The sequence below is a fragment of the Shewanella sp. UCD-KL21 genome, from assembly GCF_001957135.1.
Lineage (GTDB): Bacteria > Pseudomonadota > Gammaproteobacteria > Enterobacterales > Shewanellaceae > Shewanella.
Window position 1 is genome coordinate 314,811 of record NZ_MPHK01000001.1, and the last position, 19,874, is coordinate 334,684.

17 protein-coding genes are annotated in these 19,874 nt (G+C 40.6%); 13 read left to right on the forward strand and 4 right to left on the reverse strand.

Annotated elements, in window-relative coordinates; genetic code table 11:
• Nucleotides 1-4 precede the first annotated feature (4 nt).
• A complete protein-coding gene (locus BM739_RS01325) occupies nt 5-1,144 on the reverse strand; it encodes a serine hydrolase (protein WP_076536491.1) in 1,140 nt (379 codons plus the stop codon).
• Between the two features lie 311 nt (nt 1,145-1,455).
• On the opposite strand from BM739_RS01325, the gene serC reads away from it, so the two are divergent.
• Nucleotides 1,456-2,547, forward strand: coding sequence for a 3-phosphoserine/phosphohydroxythreonine transaminase (serC, locus tag BM739_RS01330; protein ID WP_076536493.1), 1,092 nt, complete (start codon nt 1,456-1,458; stop codon nt 2,545-2,547).
• A gap of 109 nt (nt 2,548-2,656) precedes the next feature.
• Here the strand turns inward: serC and BM739_RS01335 are convergent, their stop codons facing one another.
• On the reverse strand, nt 2,657-3,847 hold the full coding sequence (locus BM739_RS01335) for an amino acid aminotransferase (protein ID WP_076536495.1): 1,191 nt from the start codon (nt 3,845-3,847) through the stop codon (nt 2,657-2,659).
• A 422-nt stretch (nt 3,848-4,269) separates the two neighbouring features.
• Here BM739_RS01335 and aroA point away from each other — a divergent pair, with 422 nt between their 5' ends.
• The 11 genes from aroA to BM739_RS01390 all read left to right on the forward strand — a co-directional run bounded on the left by aroA (nt 4,270) and on the right by BM739_RS01390 (nt 15,201).
• Nucleotides 4,270-5,550: a 3-phosphoshikimate 1-carboxyvinyltransferase gene (gene aroA, locus BM739_RS01340; RefSeq protein ID WP_076536496.1), complete on the forward strand. Its 1,281-nt coding sequence runs from the start codon at nt 4,270-4,272 to the stop codon at nt 5,548-5,550.
• 176 nt (nt 5,551-5,726) lie between these two features.
• The gene (gene cmk / locus BM739_RS01345; protein ID WP_076536498.1) at nt 5,727-6,404 is read left to right on the forward strand and encodes a (d)CMP kinase; all 678 of its coding nucleotides are present in this window, start codon (nt 5,727-5,729) and stop codon (nt 6,402-6,404) included.
• Nucleotides 6,405-6,496: 92 nt separating this feature from the next.
• Nucleotides 6,497-8,185, forward strand: coding sequence for a 30S ribosomal protein S1 (rpsA, locus tag BM739_RS01350; RefSeq protein WP_303046083.1), 1,689 nt, complete (start codon nt 6,497-6,499; stop codon nt 8,183-8,185).
• A gap of 72 nt (nt 8,186-8,257) precedes the next feature.
• Complete coding sequence (gene ihfB, locus BM739_RS01355) at nt 8,258-8,545, forward strand: integration host factor subunit beta (RefSeq protein ID WP_076536501.1); 288 nt, start codon at nt 8,258-8,260, stop codon at nt 8,543-8,545.
• Between the two features lie 122 nt (nt 8,546-8,667).
• The gene (locus tag BM739_RS01360) at nt 8,668-8,967 is read left to right on the forward strand and encodes a LapA family protein (RefSeq protein ID WP_076536502.1); all 300 of its coding nucleotides are present in this window, start codon (nt 8,668-8,670) and stop codon (nt 8,965-8,967) included.
• A 1-nt stretch (nt 8,968) separates the two neighbouring features.
• Entirely contained in the window at nt 8,969-10,129 is a 1,161-nt protein-coding gene (gene lapB, locus BM739_RS01365) for a lipopolysaccharide assembly protein LapB (RefSeq protein WP_076536504.1), read from the forward strand.
• 27 nt (nt 10,130-10,156) lie between these two features.
• Entirely contained in the window at nt 10,157-10,852 is a 696-nt protein-coding gene (pyrF, locus tag BM739_RS01370; RefSeq protein WP_076536505.1) for an orotidine-5'-phosphate decarboxylase, read from the forward strand.
• 83 nt (nt 10,853-10,935) lie between these two features.
• The gene (locus BM739_RS01375; RefSeq protein ID WP_139326789.1) at nt 10,936-11,739 is read left to right on the forward strand and encodes an SDR family oxidoreductase; all 804 of its coding nucleotides are present in this window, start codon (nt 10,936-10,938) and stop codon (nt 11,737-11,739) included.
• 28 nt (nt 11,740-11,767) lie between these two features.
• The gene (locus BM739_RS01380; RefSeq protein ID WP_076536508.1) at nt 11,768-12,319 is read left to right on the forward strand and encodes a DUF2058 domain-containing protein; all 552 of its coding nucleotides are present in this window, start codon (nt 11,768-11,770) and stop codon (nt 12,317-12,319) included.
• Nucleotides 12,320-12,426: 107 nt separating this feature from the next.
• Nucleotides 12,427-13,227 carry a CLCA_X family protein gene (locus BM739_RS01385; protein WP_076536510.1) on the forward strand — a complete coding sequence of 267 codons (801 nt, stop codon included), beginning with the start codon at nt 12,427-12,429 and terminating at the stop codon, nt 13,225-13,227.
• Nucleotides 13,228-13,443: 216 nt separating this feature from the next.
• A complete protein-coding gene (locus BM739_RS01390) occupies nt 13,444-15,201 on the forward strand; it encodes an acyl-CoA dehydrogenase C-terminal domain-containing protein (RefSeq protein WP_076536511.1) in 1,758 nt (585 codons plus the stop codon).
• Nucleotides 15,202-15,266: 65 nt separating this feature from the next.
• Here the strand turns inward: BM739_RS01390 and dacB are convergent, their stop codons facing one another.
• Nucleotides 15,267-16,718, reverse strand: coding sequence for a D-alanyl-D-alanine carboxypeptidase/D-alanyl-D-alanine-endopeptidase (gene dacB, locus BM739_RS01395; RefSeq protein WP_076536513.1), 1,452 nt, complete (start codon nt 16,716-16,718; stop codon nt 15,267-15,269).
• A gap of 140 nt (nt 16,719-16,858) precedes the next feature.
• Nucleotides 16,859-18,070, reverse strand: a complete 1,212-nt coding sequence (locus BM739_RS01400; RefSeq protein ID WP_139326790.1) for an IS256 family transposase — start codon at nt 18,068-18,070, stop codon at nt 16,859-16,861.
• Nucleotides 18,071-18,505: 435 nt separating this feature from the next.
• Between BM739_RS01400 and pssA the strand changes: the two genes are divergently transcribed.
• Nucleotides 18,506-19,819 carry a CDP-diacylglycerol--serine O-phosphatidyltransferase gene (gene pssA, locus BM739_RS01405; protein ID WP_076536516.1) on the forward strand — a complete coding sequence of 438 codons (1,314 nt, stop codon included), beginning with the start codon at nt 18,506-18,508 and terminating at the stop codon, nt 19,817-19,819.
• The last annotated feature ends 55 nt before the right edge of the window (nt 19,820-19,874 follow it).

The window sequence follows — 19,874 nt, forward strand, 5'->3', positions numbered from 1 at the left end:
AATTTTACTGTTTAAACACATCATGCCAAAACTCAGAGCTGAGTTTTGCAATTACTCTAGATTCGCCATTTAGTAGCATCACCATGCCGATGTTTAACTCTGGTGAGTAAGAAATTTCTGCCACATAACCCGCTACCCAACCAGCGTGATAAATTAATGGCCGGCCTTCAAACTCATATACCCGCCATCCTTTGCCGTAATAAGCATTATCAAGGTAAGTACGCCAATCTCGGCGGCGAAGCTCTTTGGTTGTTTTAACGCCGGGCGTGGTTACATCATTAATCACAGCGCTTGAAAGTACAGCAGGTTTCTCGCCTAAGTTGGCTATTAACCACTTGGACATATCAGTAATGCTCGCATTAACGCCAGCCGCTGGAGCCAGTTCATAGTAGTTTGGTTTTACTGATACTTTTTTAAAGCCTGATTTAGTTTTAATGTGTGGCTCTGCGCGATTTTTTTCAGCCATGAATGCGCTATAGCCCGTTGAGGCGGTATTCATCTCTAGTGGCTTAAAGATACGTTTTTCAAGATGGTTTTCGTAGCTGAGGCCTGTTTTTTGCTCAATGGCAGATTCGATAAATGAAAACGCCACATTCTGGTAGCTATAGCAAACACCCGGCCGGCACATTGGGGTTATCTCGGAAAACTTATTAAGAATTTTATCCTTGCTGACATTGGCATTGACTAAGTTATCGTAGCTATTTGGCATTAAACCTGTGCTTTGACCGATAACATGGCCTAGGTTAATTTGTTGACTGGCTTTTGGATCAGCTAATACAAAATTTGGAAGATAAGCATTTATCGGTTGTTGCCAGTCAAGTTTATTTTCTTGAACCAACATACTGGCCAGCGAACCGGCAAAGGTTTTAGAAACAGACGCCAGTCTAAACACCGTATTGGCATTTACATTTAAAGGGCTCCCTTTGCTGCGCTTACCGTAATAACTGAGCTTTAGTATCTTGTCGCCTTCGACAATAACAAACGCACCGCCCGGGACTTTGTTCTTTTTAAGTTGTTGATGAAATTGCTGTTTAAATTTATCAGATACGCCGTTATAAGCTGAAGCATGTGTTGGCTGACTGACAAGGACTGTGCTTATTGCTAAAGAAAGTGTGCCTACGATAAAGGCCGATTTTGAAAACATGTAAAAATCCATGACCGCATTACGGTATTTATTATTCCATTTAACACTGACACAAGGCCAGTCTTCAAAGAGACTTTAACCTAATGCTTTAGTATGACTATTGTTGTGTAATTTTTCTCACTTTACTAGTGATAAATAGCGCTAAATTTTTAAAAGTGAGTTGTTGTTTATTGCCATTAACTAGCAATAAAGCTCGACAGAGTTAGCATTGATGATTAATTTTCATTTTAGCTGCCAAACAGTTGCGATATACTGCTGAGAATTCGATACATTATGAATGTGTTAACTAAAAACGATATAAGGACAATGCTGTGAGCGCTATCTATAATTTCTGTGCTGGACCTGCCATGTTACCTCAAGCTGTGATGCAAAAAGCGCAGCAAGAATTAATTAACTGGAATGGATTGGGTGTGTCCGTGATGGAAATTAGTCATCGTAGTAAAGAGTTTATGGCGTTAACCCAACATGCCGAGAAAACCCTACGTACCTTGATGGATATTCCACAAAACTATCACGTTTTGTTTATGCATGGCGGTGGACGAGGTCAATTTACCAATGTTGTTAATAACTTCTTAGGTGACAACGGTAAAGCCTTGTATTTAGTTAATGGCCAATGGTCAACGGCCGCGGTAAAAGAAGCGACAAAACTGGTTGGTGAAAACAACATTGATCAAGTCAATATCATTGAAAATATCGATGGTTTAAATCAGGTAGTGCTGCCTGACTTTAGCGCGCATAGTGACGATTATCGTTATTTGCACTTTTGCGCCAATGAAACCGTTGATGGCATCGAAATTTTTGATGAAATTGAGTGTCCTTGGCCCGTTGTCGTTGATTTATCTTCAACCATTATGTCGCGAAAAATCGATGTCAGTAAGTATGGTTTAATCTACGCCGGCGCTCAAAAAAATATCGGCCCTTCAGGCTTATCTATCGTGATTGTCAGAGATGATATGTTGCAGCTACCCAGTTTGCCGCAGTCATCGATTATGGATTACCGTATCGCACAAGCCAATGACTCGATGTTTAATACACCACCCACGTTCGCTTGGTACTTAGCTGCCGAAGTGTTTGACTGGTTAACATCAGTAGGCGGCGTAGCTGCAATGGAAGCCTTGAATCAGCAAAAAGCGCAAATGCTGTATGACTGTATTGATAACAACCCGTTTTATACCAACGGTGTTTGTAAGCAAAACCGTTCACGGATGAATGTAACATTCCAATTAAGCGATAGTAGCTTAGATAGTGAGTTTTTAGCCCAAGCTGAGCTAGCAGGCTTGGTCGCCTTAAAAGGTCATAGGGTAGTTGGTGGCATGCGTGCCAGTATTTACAATGCTATGCCGTTAGTGGGTGTGCAGGCGCTGGTTGACTTTATGGAAGCTTTTGCAAAGCAGCATAGCTAAACCAATACGAAGTTAAATTGTTGAGTTTTAGCTCTTCAGAATAAAAAGCGAATAATGAGCTGTCATTATTCGCTTTTTTAAACCCAATTATTGGCTTAAAACTAGCTAATTAAAGAATTGTCGCAATTGATTTTGCTAGGTAATCAACATTTGTTTCGCTAATACCCGCAATACTCATACGGCTTGAGCCGACCATATAAATACTATGCTCTTTTTTAAGGGTTTCAACTTGCTCTGCATTAATCCCTAAGAAAGAGAACATGCCTTTTTGGTTAGCAATAAAGCTGAAATCTTGTTTAACCCCTTGTTCGATCAATTTGTTGACCAGCATTTGGCGATTGCCATTAATGCGGTTACGCATAACGGTTAACTCATCTAACCATTGCTGCTTTAATTGTGCGTCACCTAAAATGGTTTCAACAAGGGCAGCGCCATGAGCTGGCGGCATTGAGTAAATACAACGCACTACATACAAGAGTACAGAAAAAGCAATATTCGCCTTAGTGCTATCTTTAGCCATAATGCTACAAGCACCAATACGTTCACGGTATAAACCAAAGTTTTTAGAACATGAACTACATAAGATCATTTCTTCAACTTGAGCTGCCATTTGACGAACGCCGTAAGCATCTTCATCAACGCCATCACCAAATCCTTGGTATGCCATATCAATTAGTGGAGTAAAACCTTGCTTAGCGGTAATGCTGATGACTTCATCCCACTGGTCATTGGTTAAATCCATACCGCTAGGGTTATGACAACAAGCATGCAGCAGTACTACATCATCACTACCGATATTATTTAATGCGGCTTTCATTTCATCGAATTTCAGCGATTTAGAATCGTAGTCATAGTAAGGGTAGGTCTTAACTGTAATGCCAGCAGCTTCAAATAAGCCGGTATGGTTAGCCCAGGTTGGATCGCTTACCCATAACACAGCATTAGGGTTACAGCTTTTTATGAACTCAGCAGCAACGCGCAGGGCGCCTGTGCCACCCGGTGTCGATACAGTTCTAATACGGTCTGCAATTAAGGCGCTGTGAGTGTTGCCAAATGCAAGCTCAGTCATCAAAGTATTAAACTGTGGAGAACCAGTAGGGCCAATATAAACCTTGGTTGTTTCAGATTCAGTGCGCAGTCGCTCTGCTGTTTTTACACAATCAAGAATGGGTGTGTTGCCGATAGGGTCTTTATAAACGCCAACCCCTAGGTCAATCTTCTGTGGGTGGGTGTCTTGACGGTACTGAGTAAGTAAACCAAGAATGGGATCTGCAGGCATTGCAGTTAACGCGTTAAACATGGCCATTGACCTTATAGTATTAAAAATAAAAGTAGGGTTTTGTTTAGCATAACGTGGTTTAAATACTGATTGAAATGGCTATTTATAGAAACTACTTAAAATAACGATTTTACTGAGTCCAAAGTTTACACTTTTATCGAAAAGTCATTTATTTGCTTAGTGAAGTTGGTTATTTGGGCTATAAAAATGGCCTAGTTGCGCTTTTTTTACGCAAATAATTCAACTTCAGTGAAAAACTGTCATTTAATTTCAGTTATCCCTTGAATCATTTGCCGCAATCAGTAAATTTGTATTCAAGAATAATTTATTGAGTTTATACAATCTAATTCGTATAGATAAATTGACAAAGACGTCATTTTCTCTTTAGCCCTTACACATTTATTCTTTCGTAGCAGGAAGAAGACATTTAAGAAGAACTTGTAATGAAACAATTGCGTCTTGATCCGATCCAAAAAGTAAATGGCGTTGTTAATATTCCTGGCTCTAAGAGTATTTCGAATAGAGCGCTGTTATTAGCAACCTTAGCCGAAGGCAAAACCACGCTAACAAATCTGCTTGATTCAGATGATATTCGCTATATGTTGGCATCATTAAAGCAATTAGGCGTTGATTACCAATTATCTGAAAATAATACCGTATGTGAGCTACAAGGCTTAGGTAAGCCGATTACGGCAGCACAAGCGCAAAGTTTATTTTTAGGTAATGCTGGAACGGCTATGCGGCCTTTATGCGCGGCACTGACACTGGGCAGTGGCGAGTTTACCTTAACGGGCGAACCACGTATGGAAGAGCGTCCTATTGGCGATCTTGTTGATGCACTACGTCAACTCGGCGCTGAAGTGAGCTATCTTAAAAATGATGGTTTTCCACCGCTGACGATTAATGCCAATGGCTTAAATGGCGGTGATGTTGAAATAGCAGGGGATTTATCCAGTCAGTTCCTTACTGCCTTACTCATGGTTGCGCCATTAACCAAAGACACGGTCAATATCACCATTAAAGGTGAGTTAGTGTCTAAACCATATATTGATATCACTATCGCGCTAATGGCGCGTTTTGGTGTTGAAGTGATCAATCATGACTATTGCCGATTTGAAATACCGACAGGTCAAAAGTATGTTTCCCCAGGTAAAGTGTTAGTCGAAGGTGATGCATCATCAGCTTCTTATTTTCTTGCTGCGGGCGCAATTCAAGGCGGCGAAGTAAAAGTAACCGGTGTCGGTAAGCTCAGTATTCAAGGCGATGTTAAATTTGCGGATGTACTTGAACAAATGGGCGCAGATATCGAGTGGGGCGATGATTATATTATCGCGCGCCAAGCAAAATTAACCGCGGTTGATTTAGACATGAATCACATTCCAGATGCGGCAATGACCATTGCAACAGCGGCATTATTTGCCGAAGGCACCACACGTATCACAAACATTTACAACTGGCGCATTAAAGAAACCGATCGCCTCGCAGCAATGGCCACTGAGTTACGTAAAGTCGGCGCAACCGTTGACGAAGGGCATGATTATATTGCCGTTACTCCACCAGCTGTTTTAAATACAGCAGCAATTGATACCTACAACGATCACCGAATGGCGATGTGTTTTTCAATGCTGGCTTTTGCAGATTGCGGCATTACCATTAATGATCCAGATTGCACCTCTAAAACTTTCCCAACCTATTTTACTGAGTTTGCACGTATCGCTGAGTAAAGCGCTTGGTTTAAGACTTAAAAATGACGGCAGTCAATATACTGCCGTCGTTTTATCTTGATTGAATATCGTAAATTTTCTCCAGTATTTTGCTGTAAATTGTTGTACAATGCCGCCCGCTCATTTTGATGAACCTTTTTTACTTTCATGGAAGATTGTTTTTTTCGGAGGAATTTATGTCTGAACGTGCTCCAGTAGTCACAATCGACGGACCAAGCGGTGCAGGAAAAGGGACCATATGCCAACTTGTTGCTGAGCGACTTGATTGGCACTTACTAGATAGCGGCGCTATCTATCGTGTTTTAGCCCTTGCAGCCATTCATCACAATGTTGAATTAGAAAATGAAGAGGCGATCACCTTACTTGCTTCTCATTTAGACGTGCAGTTCTTAGCGGGCAGTGACCTTGTAAAAGTCATTTTAGAAGGTGAAGACGTTTCAACCAGTATTCGTACTCAAGAATGCGGTAACGCAGCATCTAAAATTGCCGCTTTACCTCGCGTAAGAGAAGCATTACTGAGACGACAACGTGCTTTTTGTGCTGAACCGGGTTTAGTCGCCGATGGGCGTGACATGGGAACAGTGGTTTTTCCTAACGCACCCGCAAAAATATTCCTGACTGCATCCGCAGAGGAAAGGGCGCAGCGACGCTATAAACAGTTGCAGGACAAAGGCTTCGATGTTAATATCGATCGCCTTTTATCTGAAATCATTGAGCGTGATGACCGCGATATTAATCGCTCTGTCTCACCTTTAGTGCCTGCAGATGACGCGCTAGTTATTGATACTAGTGGCATAGGTATTAATGACGTGCTTGAGCTTGTGCTTGAACACATCAATAAAAACTTAAGGTAATTTCTTAATTCTGAGAAGTTATCAAACAACATTTATATCACGGATGATGTAAATCAATTAATTGACTCCACATCTAGGATGGATGGTGGTTTATAAAAGAAAGTAATCATAAAATGACTGAATCTTTTGCTGATCTATTTGAACAATCCCTAAATGAACTTGAGTTCCGTCCTGGTTCTATCGTACGTGGCGTAGTAGTACGCATCGAAAACGGTACTGTACTTGTTGACGCTGGTCTTAAGTCTGAAAGCCCTATCTCTGCTGACGAATTCAAAAACGCTCAAGGTGTTTTAGAAATCGCTGTTGGCGATGAAGTTGATGTTGCACTTGACTCTGTTGAAGACGGTTTCGGTGAAACTCAATTATCTCGTGAAAAAGCTAAGCGTCACGAAGCTTGGATTGTTCTAGAAAAAGCGTATGAAGATGCTGAAACTGTAATCGGTATCATCAATGGTAAAGTTAAAGGTGGTTTCACTGTTGAATTAAACGGTATCCGTGCCTTCTTACCAGGTTCTCTAGTAGACGTTCGCCCAGTTCGCGATACTGCTCACCTAGAGTACAAAGAATTAGAATTCAAAGTTATCAAACTTGACCAGAAGCGTAACAACGTTGTTGTTTCACGTCGTGCTGTTATCGAATCAGAAAGCAGTGCAGAGCGTGATGCTCTTCTTGAGAACCTTCAAGAAGGTCAAGCAGTTAAAGGTATCGTTAAGAACCTTACTGACTACGGTGCATTCGTAGACTTAGGTGGCGTTGACGGTCTTCTACATATCACCGATATGGCTTGGAAGCGCGTTAAGCACCCATCTGAAATCGTTAATGTTGGTGATGAAATCAACGTTAAAGTTCTTAAGTATGACCGTGAGCGTACACGCGTATCACTAGGTCTTAAGCAACTTGGCGAAGATCCATGGTTAGAAATCAGCAAGCGCTACCCAGAAAGCACACGCTTAACTGGTCGCGTAACTAACCTAACTGACTACGGTTGTTTCGTTGAAATCGAAGAAGGCGTTGAAGGTCTTGTTCACGTTTCTGAAATGGATTGGACTAACAAGAACATCCACCCATCTAAAGTTGTTAACTTAGGTGATGAAGTTGAAGTTCTAGTTCTAGACATCGATGAAGAACGTCGTCGTATTTCTCTAGGTCTTAAGCAATGTAAGACTAATCCATGGGATGATTTCGCTACTCGTTTCAACAAGGGCGATAAAGTTTCTGGTAAGATCAAGTCTATCACTGACTTCGGTATCTTCATTGGTCTTGACGGTGGCATCGATGGTCTTGTTCACCTTTCTGACATTTCTTGGAACGGAACTGGCGAAGACGCTGTTGCTGAGTACAAGAAAGGCGACGAAATCCACGCAGTAGTACTTTCAGTTGACCCTGAGCGCGAGCGTATCAGCTTAGGCGTTAAGCAAACTGAAGACGATCCTTTCAATGCCTACTTGGCAGATAAGAAGAAAGGTACTATTGTAAATGGTGTAGTTACTGCTGTTGACGCTAAAGGCGTTACAATTGAACTAGCTGAAACTGTTGAAGGTTACCTTCGCGTTGCAGATATCTCTCGCGAGCGTATCGAAGACGCATCTACAGTATTCGCTGTAGGTGACAAAGTTGAATCTAAGTTCATGGGCGTAGATCGCAAGAATCGTTCTATCAGCTTATCTATCAAAGCGAAAGATGAAGCAGATGAGAAAGAAGCTATGGCAACTATTAACAAGCAAGAAGATGCTGTTATTAGTAATGCAATGGCTGAAGCGTTCAAGGCAGCTCGTAAGTAATATATCGCCTGTTGTTTGGGGAGTTCGCTCCCCATTAGGCGACTGTTTTGGCTTGATTATAGAGGGTAAAGGATGACTAAATCCGAACTGATCGAAAAGCTTGCCACTGGGCAGTCGCAGTTGTCGGCTAAAGAAGTGGAAAGTGCTATTAAAGAAATGTTGGAGCAAATGGCAACAACATTAGAAGGCGGGGATCGTATTGAAATCCGTGGCTTTGGTAGTTTTTCTCTTCATTATCGTGCACCACGTGTTGGTCGTAATCCAAAAACTGGAACCTCAGTTGACTTGGAAGGCAAATATGTACCGCACTTTAAGCCAGGCAAAGAACTGCGTGAACGTGTCGATGCGGTTAATGTTTAATTAACGCTTGATTAAAAAGCCTCCTTTTGGAGGCTTTTTTGTATCTATTGCACTGCAAAGCTGGTTACTTTAGCAAATATCTTGGATAATCAATTATATTGCGACGTTGAATGGAGACTCACGTGAAATCATTTATTGCCATTGTTATTGTTGGTTTATTCTTTGTCCTTGCTTTACTTTTTGGTGCTAAGAATGAACAAATTGTCACTGTAAGCTATTTTATTGCAGAAGGTCAGTATCGTTTACCCGTCGTACTCGCTGTTGTTTTTTTTAGTGGTTTTGTCATAAGTTGGTTATTTGCCGCTTATTATATTTTAAAATTCAAAATCAAATTAAGAAAAAACAAAAAGCAAATTGCCCAATTAACAGAGCAACTGTTAGAACAACAATCTCAACCAATGTCACAGGATACTGTAGCGTAATATGCTTGAAATCCTCTTTCTGTTATTACCTATCGCTGCCGGTTATGGCTGGTATATGGGTCGAAGAAGTATAAGACAGAATCAAAAACAACAAAGTAAAAAACTAAGCCGTGATTATTTTACAGGGCTTAATTTTTTGTTGTCTAATGAATCAGATAAAGCGGTTGATTTGTTCATTACTATGCTAGATGTTGATGATGAAACCATTGATACCCATTTATCTTTAGGTTCATTATTTAGAAAGCGCGGTGAAGTAGACCGCTCCATTAGAATACATCAAAACCTCATCGCTAGACCAAGCCTGACCACAGAGCAACGCGATATTGCCATGATGGAGTTAGGTAAAGACTATTTAGCCGCCGGCTTTTACGATAGAGCTGAAGAAATCTTTATTAATCTTGTCAGCCAAGATGATCACAGCGAAGAAGCTGAAACTGCATTAATATCAATTTATCAAGTAACTAAAGAATGGCAAAACGCCATCAATATTACTAAACGCCTAAGTCGCAAACGCCAGCAAGTTTTAAAACATGTAACCGCTCATTTTTATTGTCAACTCGCTGATGAAGAGTCAGGAAACGCTGAAAAAATCAAATATCTCCAACAAGGCATTAAATTAGATGATAAATGCGGTCGTGCCTGGTTAACGCTGGCGAAGATATATCTTGATGCTAACCAAGTAAGCCTATGTAAAAAAAGCTTAGTCGAGTTAAAACTTGCCGATATAGAGTTATTTGCTGATGCCATTGGTATTGCTAAGCAAGTTTACCGCGACAGTAACGATCTTGAAGGTTACCAAAGCTTGCTGCAGCAAGCCTTACAAGAAGGTGCTAGTGCCTCAGTGATCATTGCATTAGCCCAGCATAAAATTGAGCAAGGCTTTAGTGAAAATGCCGAAAAAATGGTGCTCGATCATTTGTATCGACATCCGACAATGAAAGGTTTCCAGCATTTAATGCAATTGCATATCAAGCAAGCTGAAGATGGCCAAGCGAAACAAAGTCTTTCAATGCTTGAAAAGTTAGTAGAACAACAAATTAAATTTCGTCCTAGTTATCGTTGTAGTTCATGCGGATTCCCTGCACACAGCCTTTACTGGCATTGTCCATCATGTAAAGAGTGGGGCAGTATAAAACGCGTAAAAGGGCTCGATGGCGAATAACTGATTTTTTATATTACTGGAGTGAACATGGCAGATAAACCGATTGTAGTGGCCTTAGATTATGACAATAAAAATGAGGCGCTTACTTTAATCGATAAGCTTGACCCTACAATGTGTCGTCTCAAAGTAGGCAAAGAGATGTTTACTTTATTCGGTCCACAATTTGTTAAAGATATTCATGACCGTGATTTTGATTTATTTCTCGACTTAAAATTCCATGATATCCCTAACACTGTGGCTAAAGCGGTATCAGCTGCAGCCGATCTCGGTGTATGGATGACCAATGTCCACGCAAGTGGCGGGTTAGCTATGATGCAAGCAGCTAAAACTGCATTAGGTCATTATGGTAAAGATGCGCCATTATTAATTGCTGTGACAGTGCTGACTTCTATGAGTGATGAAGACTTAGCGCTATTAGGGATCACTGTGCCTGCTTCAGAACATGTTAAGCGCTTAGCGGCGTTAACTCATCAAGCAGGTCTTGATGGTGTAGTGTGCTCAGCCCAAGAAGCAACTATGCTAAAACAAACATTTGGTGCAGGCTTTAATCTAGTCACTCCAGGCATTCGCCCTGTTGGCGCTGATGTTGGTGATCAGCACCGCGTTATGACGCCACCAAAAGCCATTGCGGCTGGCTCTGATTATTTAGTGATTGGCAGACCCATTACTAAAGCGGCCGATCCATTAGCGTCGTTACAGGCAATCGTTAACTCGCTAAAATAGCCGTTAATGGTGAATGTTTCGCAGTATAAGCCTATAGCAGCGCAACTTTAAACTGATTAATAACACACATGCAGGAGCATAAAATGTTTAATTATCAAGGAAAGAATGTCGTTGTTGTAGGTGGCACCAGTGGTATCAATTTAGGTATAGCGTGTGCTTTTGCTAAAGCGGGGGCCAATGTGGCTGTTGCCAGTCGTAGCATAGATAAAGTCAATGCTGCCCTAGCTTTACTGCAGCAAACCAATCCCAAAGGAATGCATATTGGAGTGAGCTTTGATGTCAGAGATTCAGACGCAGTTGCATCTGGTTTCAATACCATTGCTCAGCAATATAACACTATTGATATACTCATCAGTGGCGCTGCGGGTAATTTCCCTTCAAGGGCAAAAGATCTTTCCGTTAATGGTTTTAAATCAGTGATGGATATTGATTTACTAGGTAGCTTTCAAGTTATTAAGCAAGCTTATCCTTTGTTGACTAAAGGCAATGCCAGCGTGATACAAATCTCTGCGCCTCAGGCTTATGTGCCAATGGCGCTACAAGTACACGTATGCGCTGCTAAAGCCGGCGTTGATATGTTAACTCGCACTTTAGCAATGGAGTGGGGCGTTGAAGGTATAAGGGTGAACTCGATTGTGCCAGGCCCAATCGAAGATACAGAAGGTTTTGATCGCTTAGCGCCCAGCAAAGCTTTAAAATCAATGATAGCAGACAGTGTGCCATTAAAGCGCAATGGTCAAAAACAAGATATTGCCAACGCAGCGTTATTTTTAGCCTCTGACATGGCCACATACATCACAGGCACAATTTTGCCAGTAGATGGTGGTTGGTCTTTAGGTGGTGCTGGCGCTGCGATGGATGCATTAGCAAAACATTTACCTCAGTAATACTGAATAATTTTTATAGGTGATTTAAATGGCAAACGCATTACAAGAGCAGCTGCTAAAAGCAGGACTTGCCAGTAAGCAAAAAGCGCGCGATGTGAAAACACAAAAGCGTAAGCAAAAAAAAGCAAAAATAGACGATGGTAGTGCTGATCTTAAACAACAAATTGCGCAACAGAAACTTGAGCAAGCAGCGAAAGACAAAGCGTTAAATGAAAAGCGTTTTGCTGAGGCATCAGAGAAAGGCCAAGTACGTGGATTAATCACTGAATTTACTAAATTCGCGATTAAAGCACCGGCTGGTGCTGAAATAAAATTCAACTTTACTGTTGAGAACAAAATTTTATCTGTTTATGTGGATGATAAACTACAAGGCCAATTACAAACTGGCGTTGTAGGTATCATTCGCTATGAAGATAAGAGTTATATCGTGCCTCATAAACTAGCTGAACGAGTTAACTTGTTGGTACCTGAGTGGTGTGGTTATTTATGGCAAGAAACTGCCGATAACAAAGTTGAACAGGCCAGTGAAGAAAACGATCCATATGCTGATTACGCTATTCCAGATGATTTAATGTGGTAAGTTTTTTACCAAGCTGACTCTTGGGATAAAAAATTAAATGCCTCATGAAGAGGCATTTTTTATTGCAGTTTTTTGTTTCGCAGTAAATTAAATTTATGAGGTGATGTTTGCTAAAAACAGCCCGCTACTTTCGTAATGGAGCCGATTACCGCTCTGGTGAACAAGCTAATTTTATTGATATCAAACAGTGTTTTGGCCTCAATCATATTAGTGTGGGTAAATGGGTGACCAACGAAGAATCTGAACTTGCTGCAAATTTAGTCTTTGATTCAATGGCAGATTTATCCCAAATATTACAGGTTCCCAGTGAGCTTATTGGCCTACGTAAAACCCTTAATTTGCTATTCGGTCGAGGTGGCCAAAAAGGCGTTCAAGCCCATTATTCTCCAGTCACTCATGAGCTTGCCTTAGCTAAAAATGCGGGAGCAGGGGCATTAGCCCATGAGTTTTGGCATGCATTTGATCATTATATTGTTGATAAAGCTTTTGATGTATCGCCCCGGTTTTCATTTAAGAAATATCAGTGTGCGAGTGATTTGTGGCTAAATGATGAGTTACTAAAGCCCCATAAACTCAATGACAAGTTATCAGCCTTGTTTAAAGTAGTATTGTTGTCAGATGATGGTGAGAAGCCCAGTGAATATGTCACTAATGCAATTAAACTCGATAAACAGCAAGGCTGTTATTATTTTTCAAAACCAACAGAGTTAATGGCGCGGGCATTTGAATCGTCTATTGAAGCTTGTAGTGAACTACAAAATAATTACTTGGTCTCTGGTACCTTAAACAAGGATATGGCGACACAATTGATGTATCCAGCAGCGCAGCACAAAGCGCAAATATTCCTAGCGATGATCAATTACTTTGCTTTATTAGGCGTAGCTTTCGAGCGAAAGCTTAATGACTAAATAGTTTATTTTTAGTATTTCTAAAGTTGGCGATTATTTGAAAGCCGCGGCAGATTTAATTGATCATAACTATCTTATTTTATGGATTTTTAAACGAAATACTTCTTCATTTTCCCCTAAAATTTATTGTATAACAAAACTAGAATCATCTTGTGTTTCGTGCGCTTTTTGTATAAATTGAAACAACTGTTTTAATTATCTGTTTAAGAGCATTCTATGAACCCTTACCAAGCGCCTTTGAAGGACATGCAGTTTTTGTTAGAAAACGTATTTGATGCGACTAATACTTGGCAATCTATGCCAAATATCGCTGAGATGGTTGATATGGACACTGCGGTCGCCATTTTAGATGAAGCGAGCAAGATTAGTCGTGATTTGATTCATCCTATAAATAGAAGCGGTGATGAGCAAGGTGTTAGACACCAAGATGATAAGGTCATCACACCAGATGGCTTTAAAGAGGTTTATCAACAGTTCTCAGAAGGCGGTTGGGTTGGCTTATGCGGCGAACCTGATTTTGGCGGTATGGGCATGCCAAAAATGCTAGGGGTTTTAGTGGACGAAATGAATTACAGTGCATGTAACTCATTTACCCTGTATAGCTCATTAACCGCAGGTGCAGCACTGTGTATTAATGCCCATGCAACAGAAGAATTAAAAACTAAATATTTGCCAAACTTGTATTCAGGTCAGTGGTCTGGCGCCATGGACATGACTGAGCCTCAAGCGGGTTCAGATTTACGTAATATCCGCACTAAAGCAGAGCCACAAGATGATGGTAGCTACTCAATTACTGGTAGTAAAATTTTCATCACTGGTGGTGATCATGATCTTACCGAAAACGTTATCCACTTAGTATTAGCAAAACTCCCTAACTCTAAAGGTATTTCATTATTTCTAGTACCAAAAATCACGGTTAATGATGATGGCAGTCTAGGTGAAGCGAATGGTGTAACGGTCGGTTCTATTGAACATAAAATGGGCTTAAAAGCATCCGCGACATGTGTAATGAATTATGACGGTGCCAAAGGTTTCTTAGTTGGACGTCCTGATCGCGGTTTAGTTTGTATGTTTACCATGATGAACTACGAGCGTTTAGCAATTGGTATTCAAGGCCTTGGTAGTGCACAAGGCGCTTATCAGATGGCGGCTGATTATGCTAAAGAACGTGTGCAAGGTATTGCAGCAGGCGGTTCACCAACAGGTAGTGCTGCAGACCCAATTATTGTCCACGGCGATGTTCGTCGTATGTTGTTGACCATTAAATCAGTTACCGATGCCGGTCGTGCATTATCAGTATTTACTGGCAAACAACTGGATTTAGCAAAACATGCCCAAGGTGATGTACAGGCAAAAGCTGTTAAGTATGTAGGCCTACTGACACCGGTTTCAAAAGCGTTTTTAACTGACCGTGGCTTAGATGCAACTATTATGGCGCAACAAGTGTTTGGCGGTCATGGCTATATTCGTGAAACCGGTATTGAGCAGTTTGTGCGTGATACCCGTATTGCACAAATTTACGAAGGTACTAACGGTATTCAAGCAATTGATTTCTTAGGCCGTAAAGTCACTGGTGATAACCTTGCTACTTTGAATGCGTTTGTGGCAGATATCAATGCTGAGTTAGCCGGTTTTGAGCATGTTTCTGAAACTGACAAAAATGCTATCAGTTCACGTTTTGATAATCTGCTGACATTAGCAAACTACATCAATGACAATAAGTTAAGCCAACCAGCACTCATCAATGCCAGTGCGGTAGATTTCTTAGATGCCTTTGGTTATATCCTTTATGGCTATTACTCATTACTGATGGCAGAGCGTGCTGTTGGCCATGATGACAGTAGCTTTAGTGAGCAAAAGCGTTATGTGGCTAAATTCTATATGGAAAAAGTTTTGCCAAAAGCAGATTTTCATATTGCTCAAGTCAGTCAAGGTGATGATGCAATTATGGCTATGCCAGCAGAGTTATTTTAAACACAAACTGGCTCAATTTTCTGCTTAAGAACAGAGTTAAAGCGCATTGTTTACAATGCGCTTTTTTATGGCTGTAAATCATATAACCTTTGCAGTAATAGCGCGCTAAAAGGGGCCAGTCTTGTTTGTTTTGCATCAGGAGTGAGTCCATTCTCTATAATCACGAAAGCATAGCGTTTACCATTTTTTGCCTCAATAAATCCCGCTAAATTTTCAACTCCCAGCATGGTGCCTGTTTTTGCTGATATTGCTGCTTTTAAAGGTGGTTTATTGAAATACTGTTGGTATTTTAAGGTGCCACTTTTGCCAGATACAGGTAATAGCGCAGTTAGATATTGAAAACGTTTATCGCTGTCGATGAGTTGCAGTACAGATAACATTTGCCCTGAAGTCAGTAAGTTATAACGAGACAAGCCAGAGCCATCAACGATATTGGCATCATCAAATGGTAAGTTTAATTGGATTAAAATCGATTGTAATGCTTTAGCGCCCATAGCAAAACCATGAATATCAAGCCCCTCTAGTTTATCGCTATTAGAGGCGTGCGGATAAAAACCTTGGCCAATTTTTTTTAATAAGCTATCGGCAATTAAATTATCTGACTTTTCCAGCATGATCTTTAATAATTGGGGTAACTTTTCAGACTGATGCTTGGCTAACAACTGTGCGCTCGGCGGGATGCTTTGCTTACTTATGATAAAATTAGCGTAATTGACTTTTATGTCATCGAGTATGGCTTTGACCACAGCTTTGGCATAGCGAGACGGATCATTTACAGCAACAGCTAAACTTATGGCTTGATTACCCGGGTAACAACCTGAAATCTGATAGCGATTGTCGTCAAAGCGTTGCATATGCAACTCACAAAAATGTGCCTTAGCTTGAGTAACGTCTATATTAGGTTTAAAAACCGCCTTGGTGCTAATTTCAACTGGGTATTGTGTATCTATTATGATTGCAGTTGTGTTATCTGCCAGTGGGCTTAGGCTTGCTCTGACACAGTTTTTATCAATAATAAAATCAGACACTGGCGCTGCGTAACAAATACCGAGATCAACCCACACCCAGCCGGGCGCTCTGAGACTTTCACTGCTCGATGATACTAAGATTACATTGCCATTAATTTGCTGAATGCCTTTGGCGTTAAGTGCGCTGATAAGCTGCTTTAACTGCTCGCGACCTAAGCTTGGATCGCCATTAAATTTTATATACACATCACCATTGAGTTGCTGACTTGCCACATCACCATCAATATAAACTTGGGTTTCGTAATAAAAATCTGTGCCTAATTGCTTAGTGGCGGCAACGGCAGTGAGTAATTTTTGAATGCTAGCTGGCTGCATTAATTTATGCTCATTAACGCTATAGATACTGCGGTTGCTTTCTATATCCCATATATTAATCGCCAGTTGTGATTGAACGGGCGCAATTTTTTGTATTGCATTGGCAATATCCTCATTGGCCCACACTGGTAAGCTAAACAAGGAAATAATTAATATACATATCAGTGAATACATAAGGCGCCATTAGTAAAAGTATGAGTCACTTTAAAATACGTGATTTGATGAACTTTTACAGTAATGAAGCGATAAAAATTGACGTTAGAACCTTGGTGTTTGATTTGGTGAGGGTGTAACAGATTCTGTGTAACTGCAATTTAGTTAATATGCTTCACAATTCTGTCTTCGAACTCAATAATAAATCGGCTCATCGCAGTACGCCAGTTTCGGATGGGCATGGTCCATTTTTTACTGGCTTCTTTTATCGCAAGGTAAATCATTTTCTTGGCCGAGTCATCATTAGGAAATACCTTACGTTTTTTCAACGCTCGTCTAATCACGCTATTTAACGACTCTATAGCATTGGTTGTGTAAATGGCCTTACGAATATCCTGAGGATAATTGAAAAACGTATTTAAGTTGTGCCAATGATTATGCCATGACTTGCTGATTTGGGGGTATTGCTCATCCCAGGTATCGCTGAAACGGTCTAATTCAAGTAAAGCTTCCTCCTCCGTTGTTGATTGGTAGATGCTTTTAAGGTCCGCAGTGACTGCCTTGTAGTCTTTCCACGATACGTACTTTAATGAATTTCTGACCATATGTACGATACAGAGCTGTACATGAGTATCTGGATAAACGGTATTGATAGCATCAGGGAAGCCTTTTAAGCCATCAACACAAGCGATGAGAATATCCTCAACGCCTCGTTGCTGTAGTTCAGTGAGGACACCTAACCAAAATTTAGCCCCTTCATTTTCAGCTATCCAAAGCCCCATTAGCTCTTTGTGACCTTCAAGGTTAATGCCTAACGCTAAGAAAATAGATTTGTTAATAACGCGCTTATCCTGACGGATTTTTACGACGATACAATCAAGGTAAACGATTGGGTAAATGGCATCTAAAGGTCGACTTTGCCATTCAATAACTTGTTCTAGAACGGCGTTGGTAACGCGAGAAACTAACGTGGGTGATATCTCTGCGCCGTACCATTCATCAAAGGCTTGAACGATATCACGAGTACTCATGCCTTGAGCGTAGAGCCACAATATTTTATCGTCCATAGAGGTAAATCTGGACTGGTGTTTTTTAACTAACTGAGGTTCGAAACTGCCTTCACGGTCTCGCGGCGTATCAAGCTCAAATTGACCATCTTCAGTTTGAATGCGCTTGCTGGTTTTACCGTTACGGCTATTAGCAGAAGTCGATTTATGGTGTTTCTCATAGCCCAGGTGGTCATCCATTTCGGCATTAAGAGCGGCTTCGACCGTTATCTTTTTGAGCATCTGACTGAATTGATTTAAGCCTTCTGGTGTTTTAATGCTTTTAGCAGCTTCTTTAGCAAAAGCTTCAATATCTTTTTTGTTCATGAGTATCTGCCTATCCTTGACTCTCTATAGAGTACGTGTTGATAAGCAGTTACACAACATTAGTTACAGTCTCGATTTGGTGTTTATTCTTTATTCACTAAGGTTAACTTTTATAAATTCAAATAACTTTGTGCTGACTAATTTTTAAACTGCCATGAACAGTCAGGTTAAAAGTTTGATCCAAAATCGTTCACTTGAGCCTCATAAACCCATCAAATAGGGCTATAACATCAGAAAAGCCTTGCTCATAAGCCGCTAAGTCGGTAATTTCTATCTCCTAATATTATTTGTTAATCAGTTAAAACGATGACAAAGTATAAATTTCAAAGTGACAGTATTTATTTTTCAAAATTAGCAACAAACGATAAATACTTAAGCTAGTCAATTTATATAGACGTTAATAGCATTTAACTGTTTAAGTTCAAGGAGGTTGCCTTGCTGGATAAGCTTGGTGGTATCGCATTACAAAGTGAATCGTTAAAGTGGTTATTAACCCCGGTTCAATTTAAACAAGAATTGTTAACTCGCATCGCTAATGCTACGAATGCGATTTATATTGCTGCGCTTTATTTAGAAGATGATGAAGCGGGCCGAGAAGTTCTTGAGGCGTTACTTGCAGCTAAAGCTGCTAACCCAGAGTTAAAAATAGTTGTCCTAGTGGACTACCATAGAGCTAGGCGTGGCCTAATCGGCCATAAAGGTGATAGTGGTAATTACATCATGTACCGCAAAGCCATGGCTGCTGCCAAAGCACCTTTTGATATTTTAGGTGTACCTGTTAAGTCTCGCGAGTTTTTAGGGGTATTGCACCTTAAAGGCTTCATCATTGATGATGCAGTCATATTCAGCGGCGCTAGCATTAATAATATTTATTTTAAACAAAACGATAAGTACCGTTTTGATCGTTATCATGTGCTGGAATCTGCTGAGCTTGCTCGCAGTATGGGTGAGTTCATTGAGCAACATCTAATTAGCGATCCTGCTGTTTGTTCATTGACTCAAGACAGCAGTGACGAAAAATGCCCTGATAAAAATGACATGCGCACCTTTAAAACTCGCTTGTCACGTTCAGATTATCAGTTTGAAAGTACCCGTATTGGCAATCGTGTTACGCCGCTTGTAGGCTTAGGCCGCAAGAAGAATAAGTTAAACGAAGTAGTGATAAAATTGGTTGATGAATCAACCGAGTCACTGTTTATCTGTACGCCGTATTTTAACCCTCCAAACTCTTTAGTGAGAGCATTGACGCGTCATTTACGTAATGGCAAGAGTATTGACATCGTGGTGGGTGATAAAACCGCCAATGATTTTTATATCCCACCAGAGAAAGATTTTTCTACCATTGGTGCATTGCCTTACATGTACGAACAAACCTTACGTAAGTTTGTAAAACGTCAGCAATGGGCGATTGAAAACGGTCAGTTACGGATCCACTTATGGAAAGACGGTATCAATAGTTACCATTTAAAAGGGATTAGTGCTGATGGCAAAAAGCATCTCATCACGGGTTCTAATTTAAACCCAAGAGCCTGGGCGTTAGATTTAGAAAATGGTTTATTACTGCATGATGACAGTGGTGTGTGGAAGCAAAGCTTTGAGGCGGAACAAGAATTTATTCTGCAGCATACCGAAAAGCTGTTCCATTACAGTCAAATTGAAACCTTGCAAAAGTATCCGGCTCCTGTGAAAAAGATTATGACCAGGATAAAGCGCTTGAAAGCTGACTTTTTGCTAAAAAGAATTCTATAGTAACTTCATCACCCARCTGGGTGATGAATTTTTTTGAACGTTATAAACTATAACG

Bases quoted from the DNA above. Each gene is read 5' to 3' on its own strand.
- BM739_RS01325 (WP_076536491.1), bottom strand. From the start codon at position 1,144: ATGTTTTCAAAATCGGCCTTTATCGTAGGCACACTTTCTTTAGCAATA.
- BM739_RS01335 (WP_076536495.1), bottom strand. From the start codon at position 3,847: ATGTTTAACGCGTTAACTGCAATGCCTGCAGATCCCATTCTTGGTTTA.
- aroA (WP_076536496.1), top strand. From the start codon at position 4,270: ATGAAACAATTGCGTCTTGATCCGATCCAAAAAGTAAATGGCGTTGTT.
- cmk (WP_076536498.1), top strand. From the start codon at position 5,727: ATGTCTGAACGTGCTCCAGTAGTCACAATCGACGGACCAAGCGGTGCA.
- ihfB (WP_076536501.1), top strand. From the start codon at position 8,258: ATGACTAAATCCGAACTGATCGAAAAGCTTGCCACTGGGCAGTCGCAG.
- lapB (WP_076536504.1), top strand. From the start codon at position 8,969: ATGCTTGAAATCCTCTTTCTGTTATTACCTATCGCTGCCGGTTATGGC.
- pyrF (WP_076536505.1), top strand. From the start codon at position 10,157: ATGGCAGATAAACCGATTGTAGTGGCCTTAGATTATGACAATAAAAAT.
- BM739_RS01375 (WP_139326789.1), top strand. From the start codon at position 10,936: ATGTTTAATTATCAAGGAAAGAATGTCGTTGTTGTAGGTGGCACCAGT.
- BM739_RS01380 (WP_076536508.1), top strand. From the start codon at position 11,768: ATGGCAAACGCATTACAAGAGCAGCTGCTAAAAGCAGGACTTGCCAGT.
- BM739_RS01390 (WP_076536511.1), top strand. From the start codon at position 13,444: ATGAACCCTTACCAAGCGCCTTTGAAGGACATGCAGTTTTTGTTAGAA.
- dacB (WP_076536513.1), bottom strand. From the start codon at position 16,718: ATGTATTCACTGATATGTATATTAATTATTTCCTTGTTTAGCTTACCA.
- BM739_RS01400 (WP_139326790.1), bottom strand. From the start codon at position 18,070: ATGAACAAAAAAGATATTGAAGCTTTTGCTAAAGAAGCTGCTAAAAGC.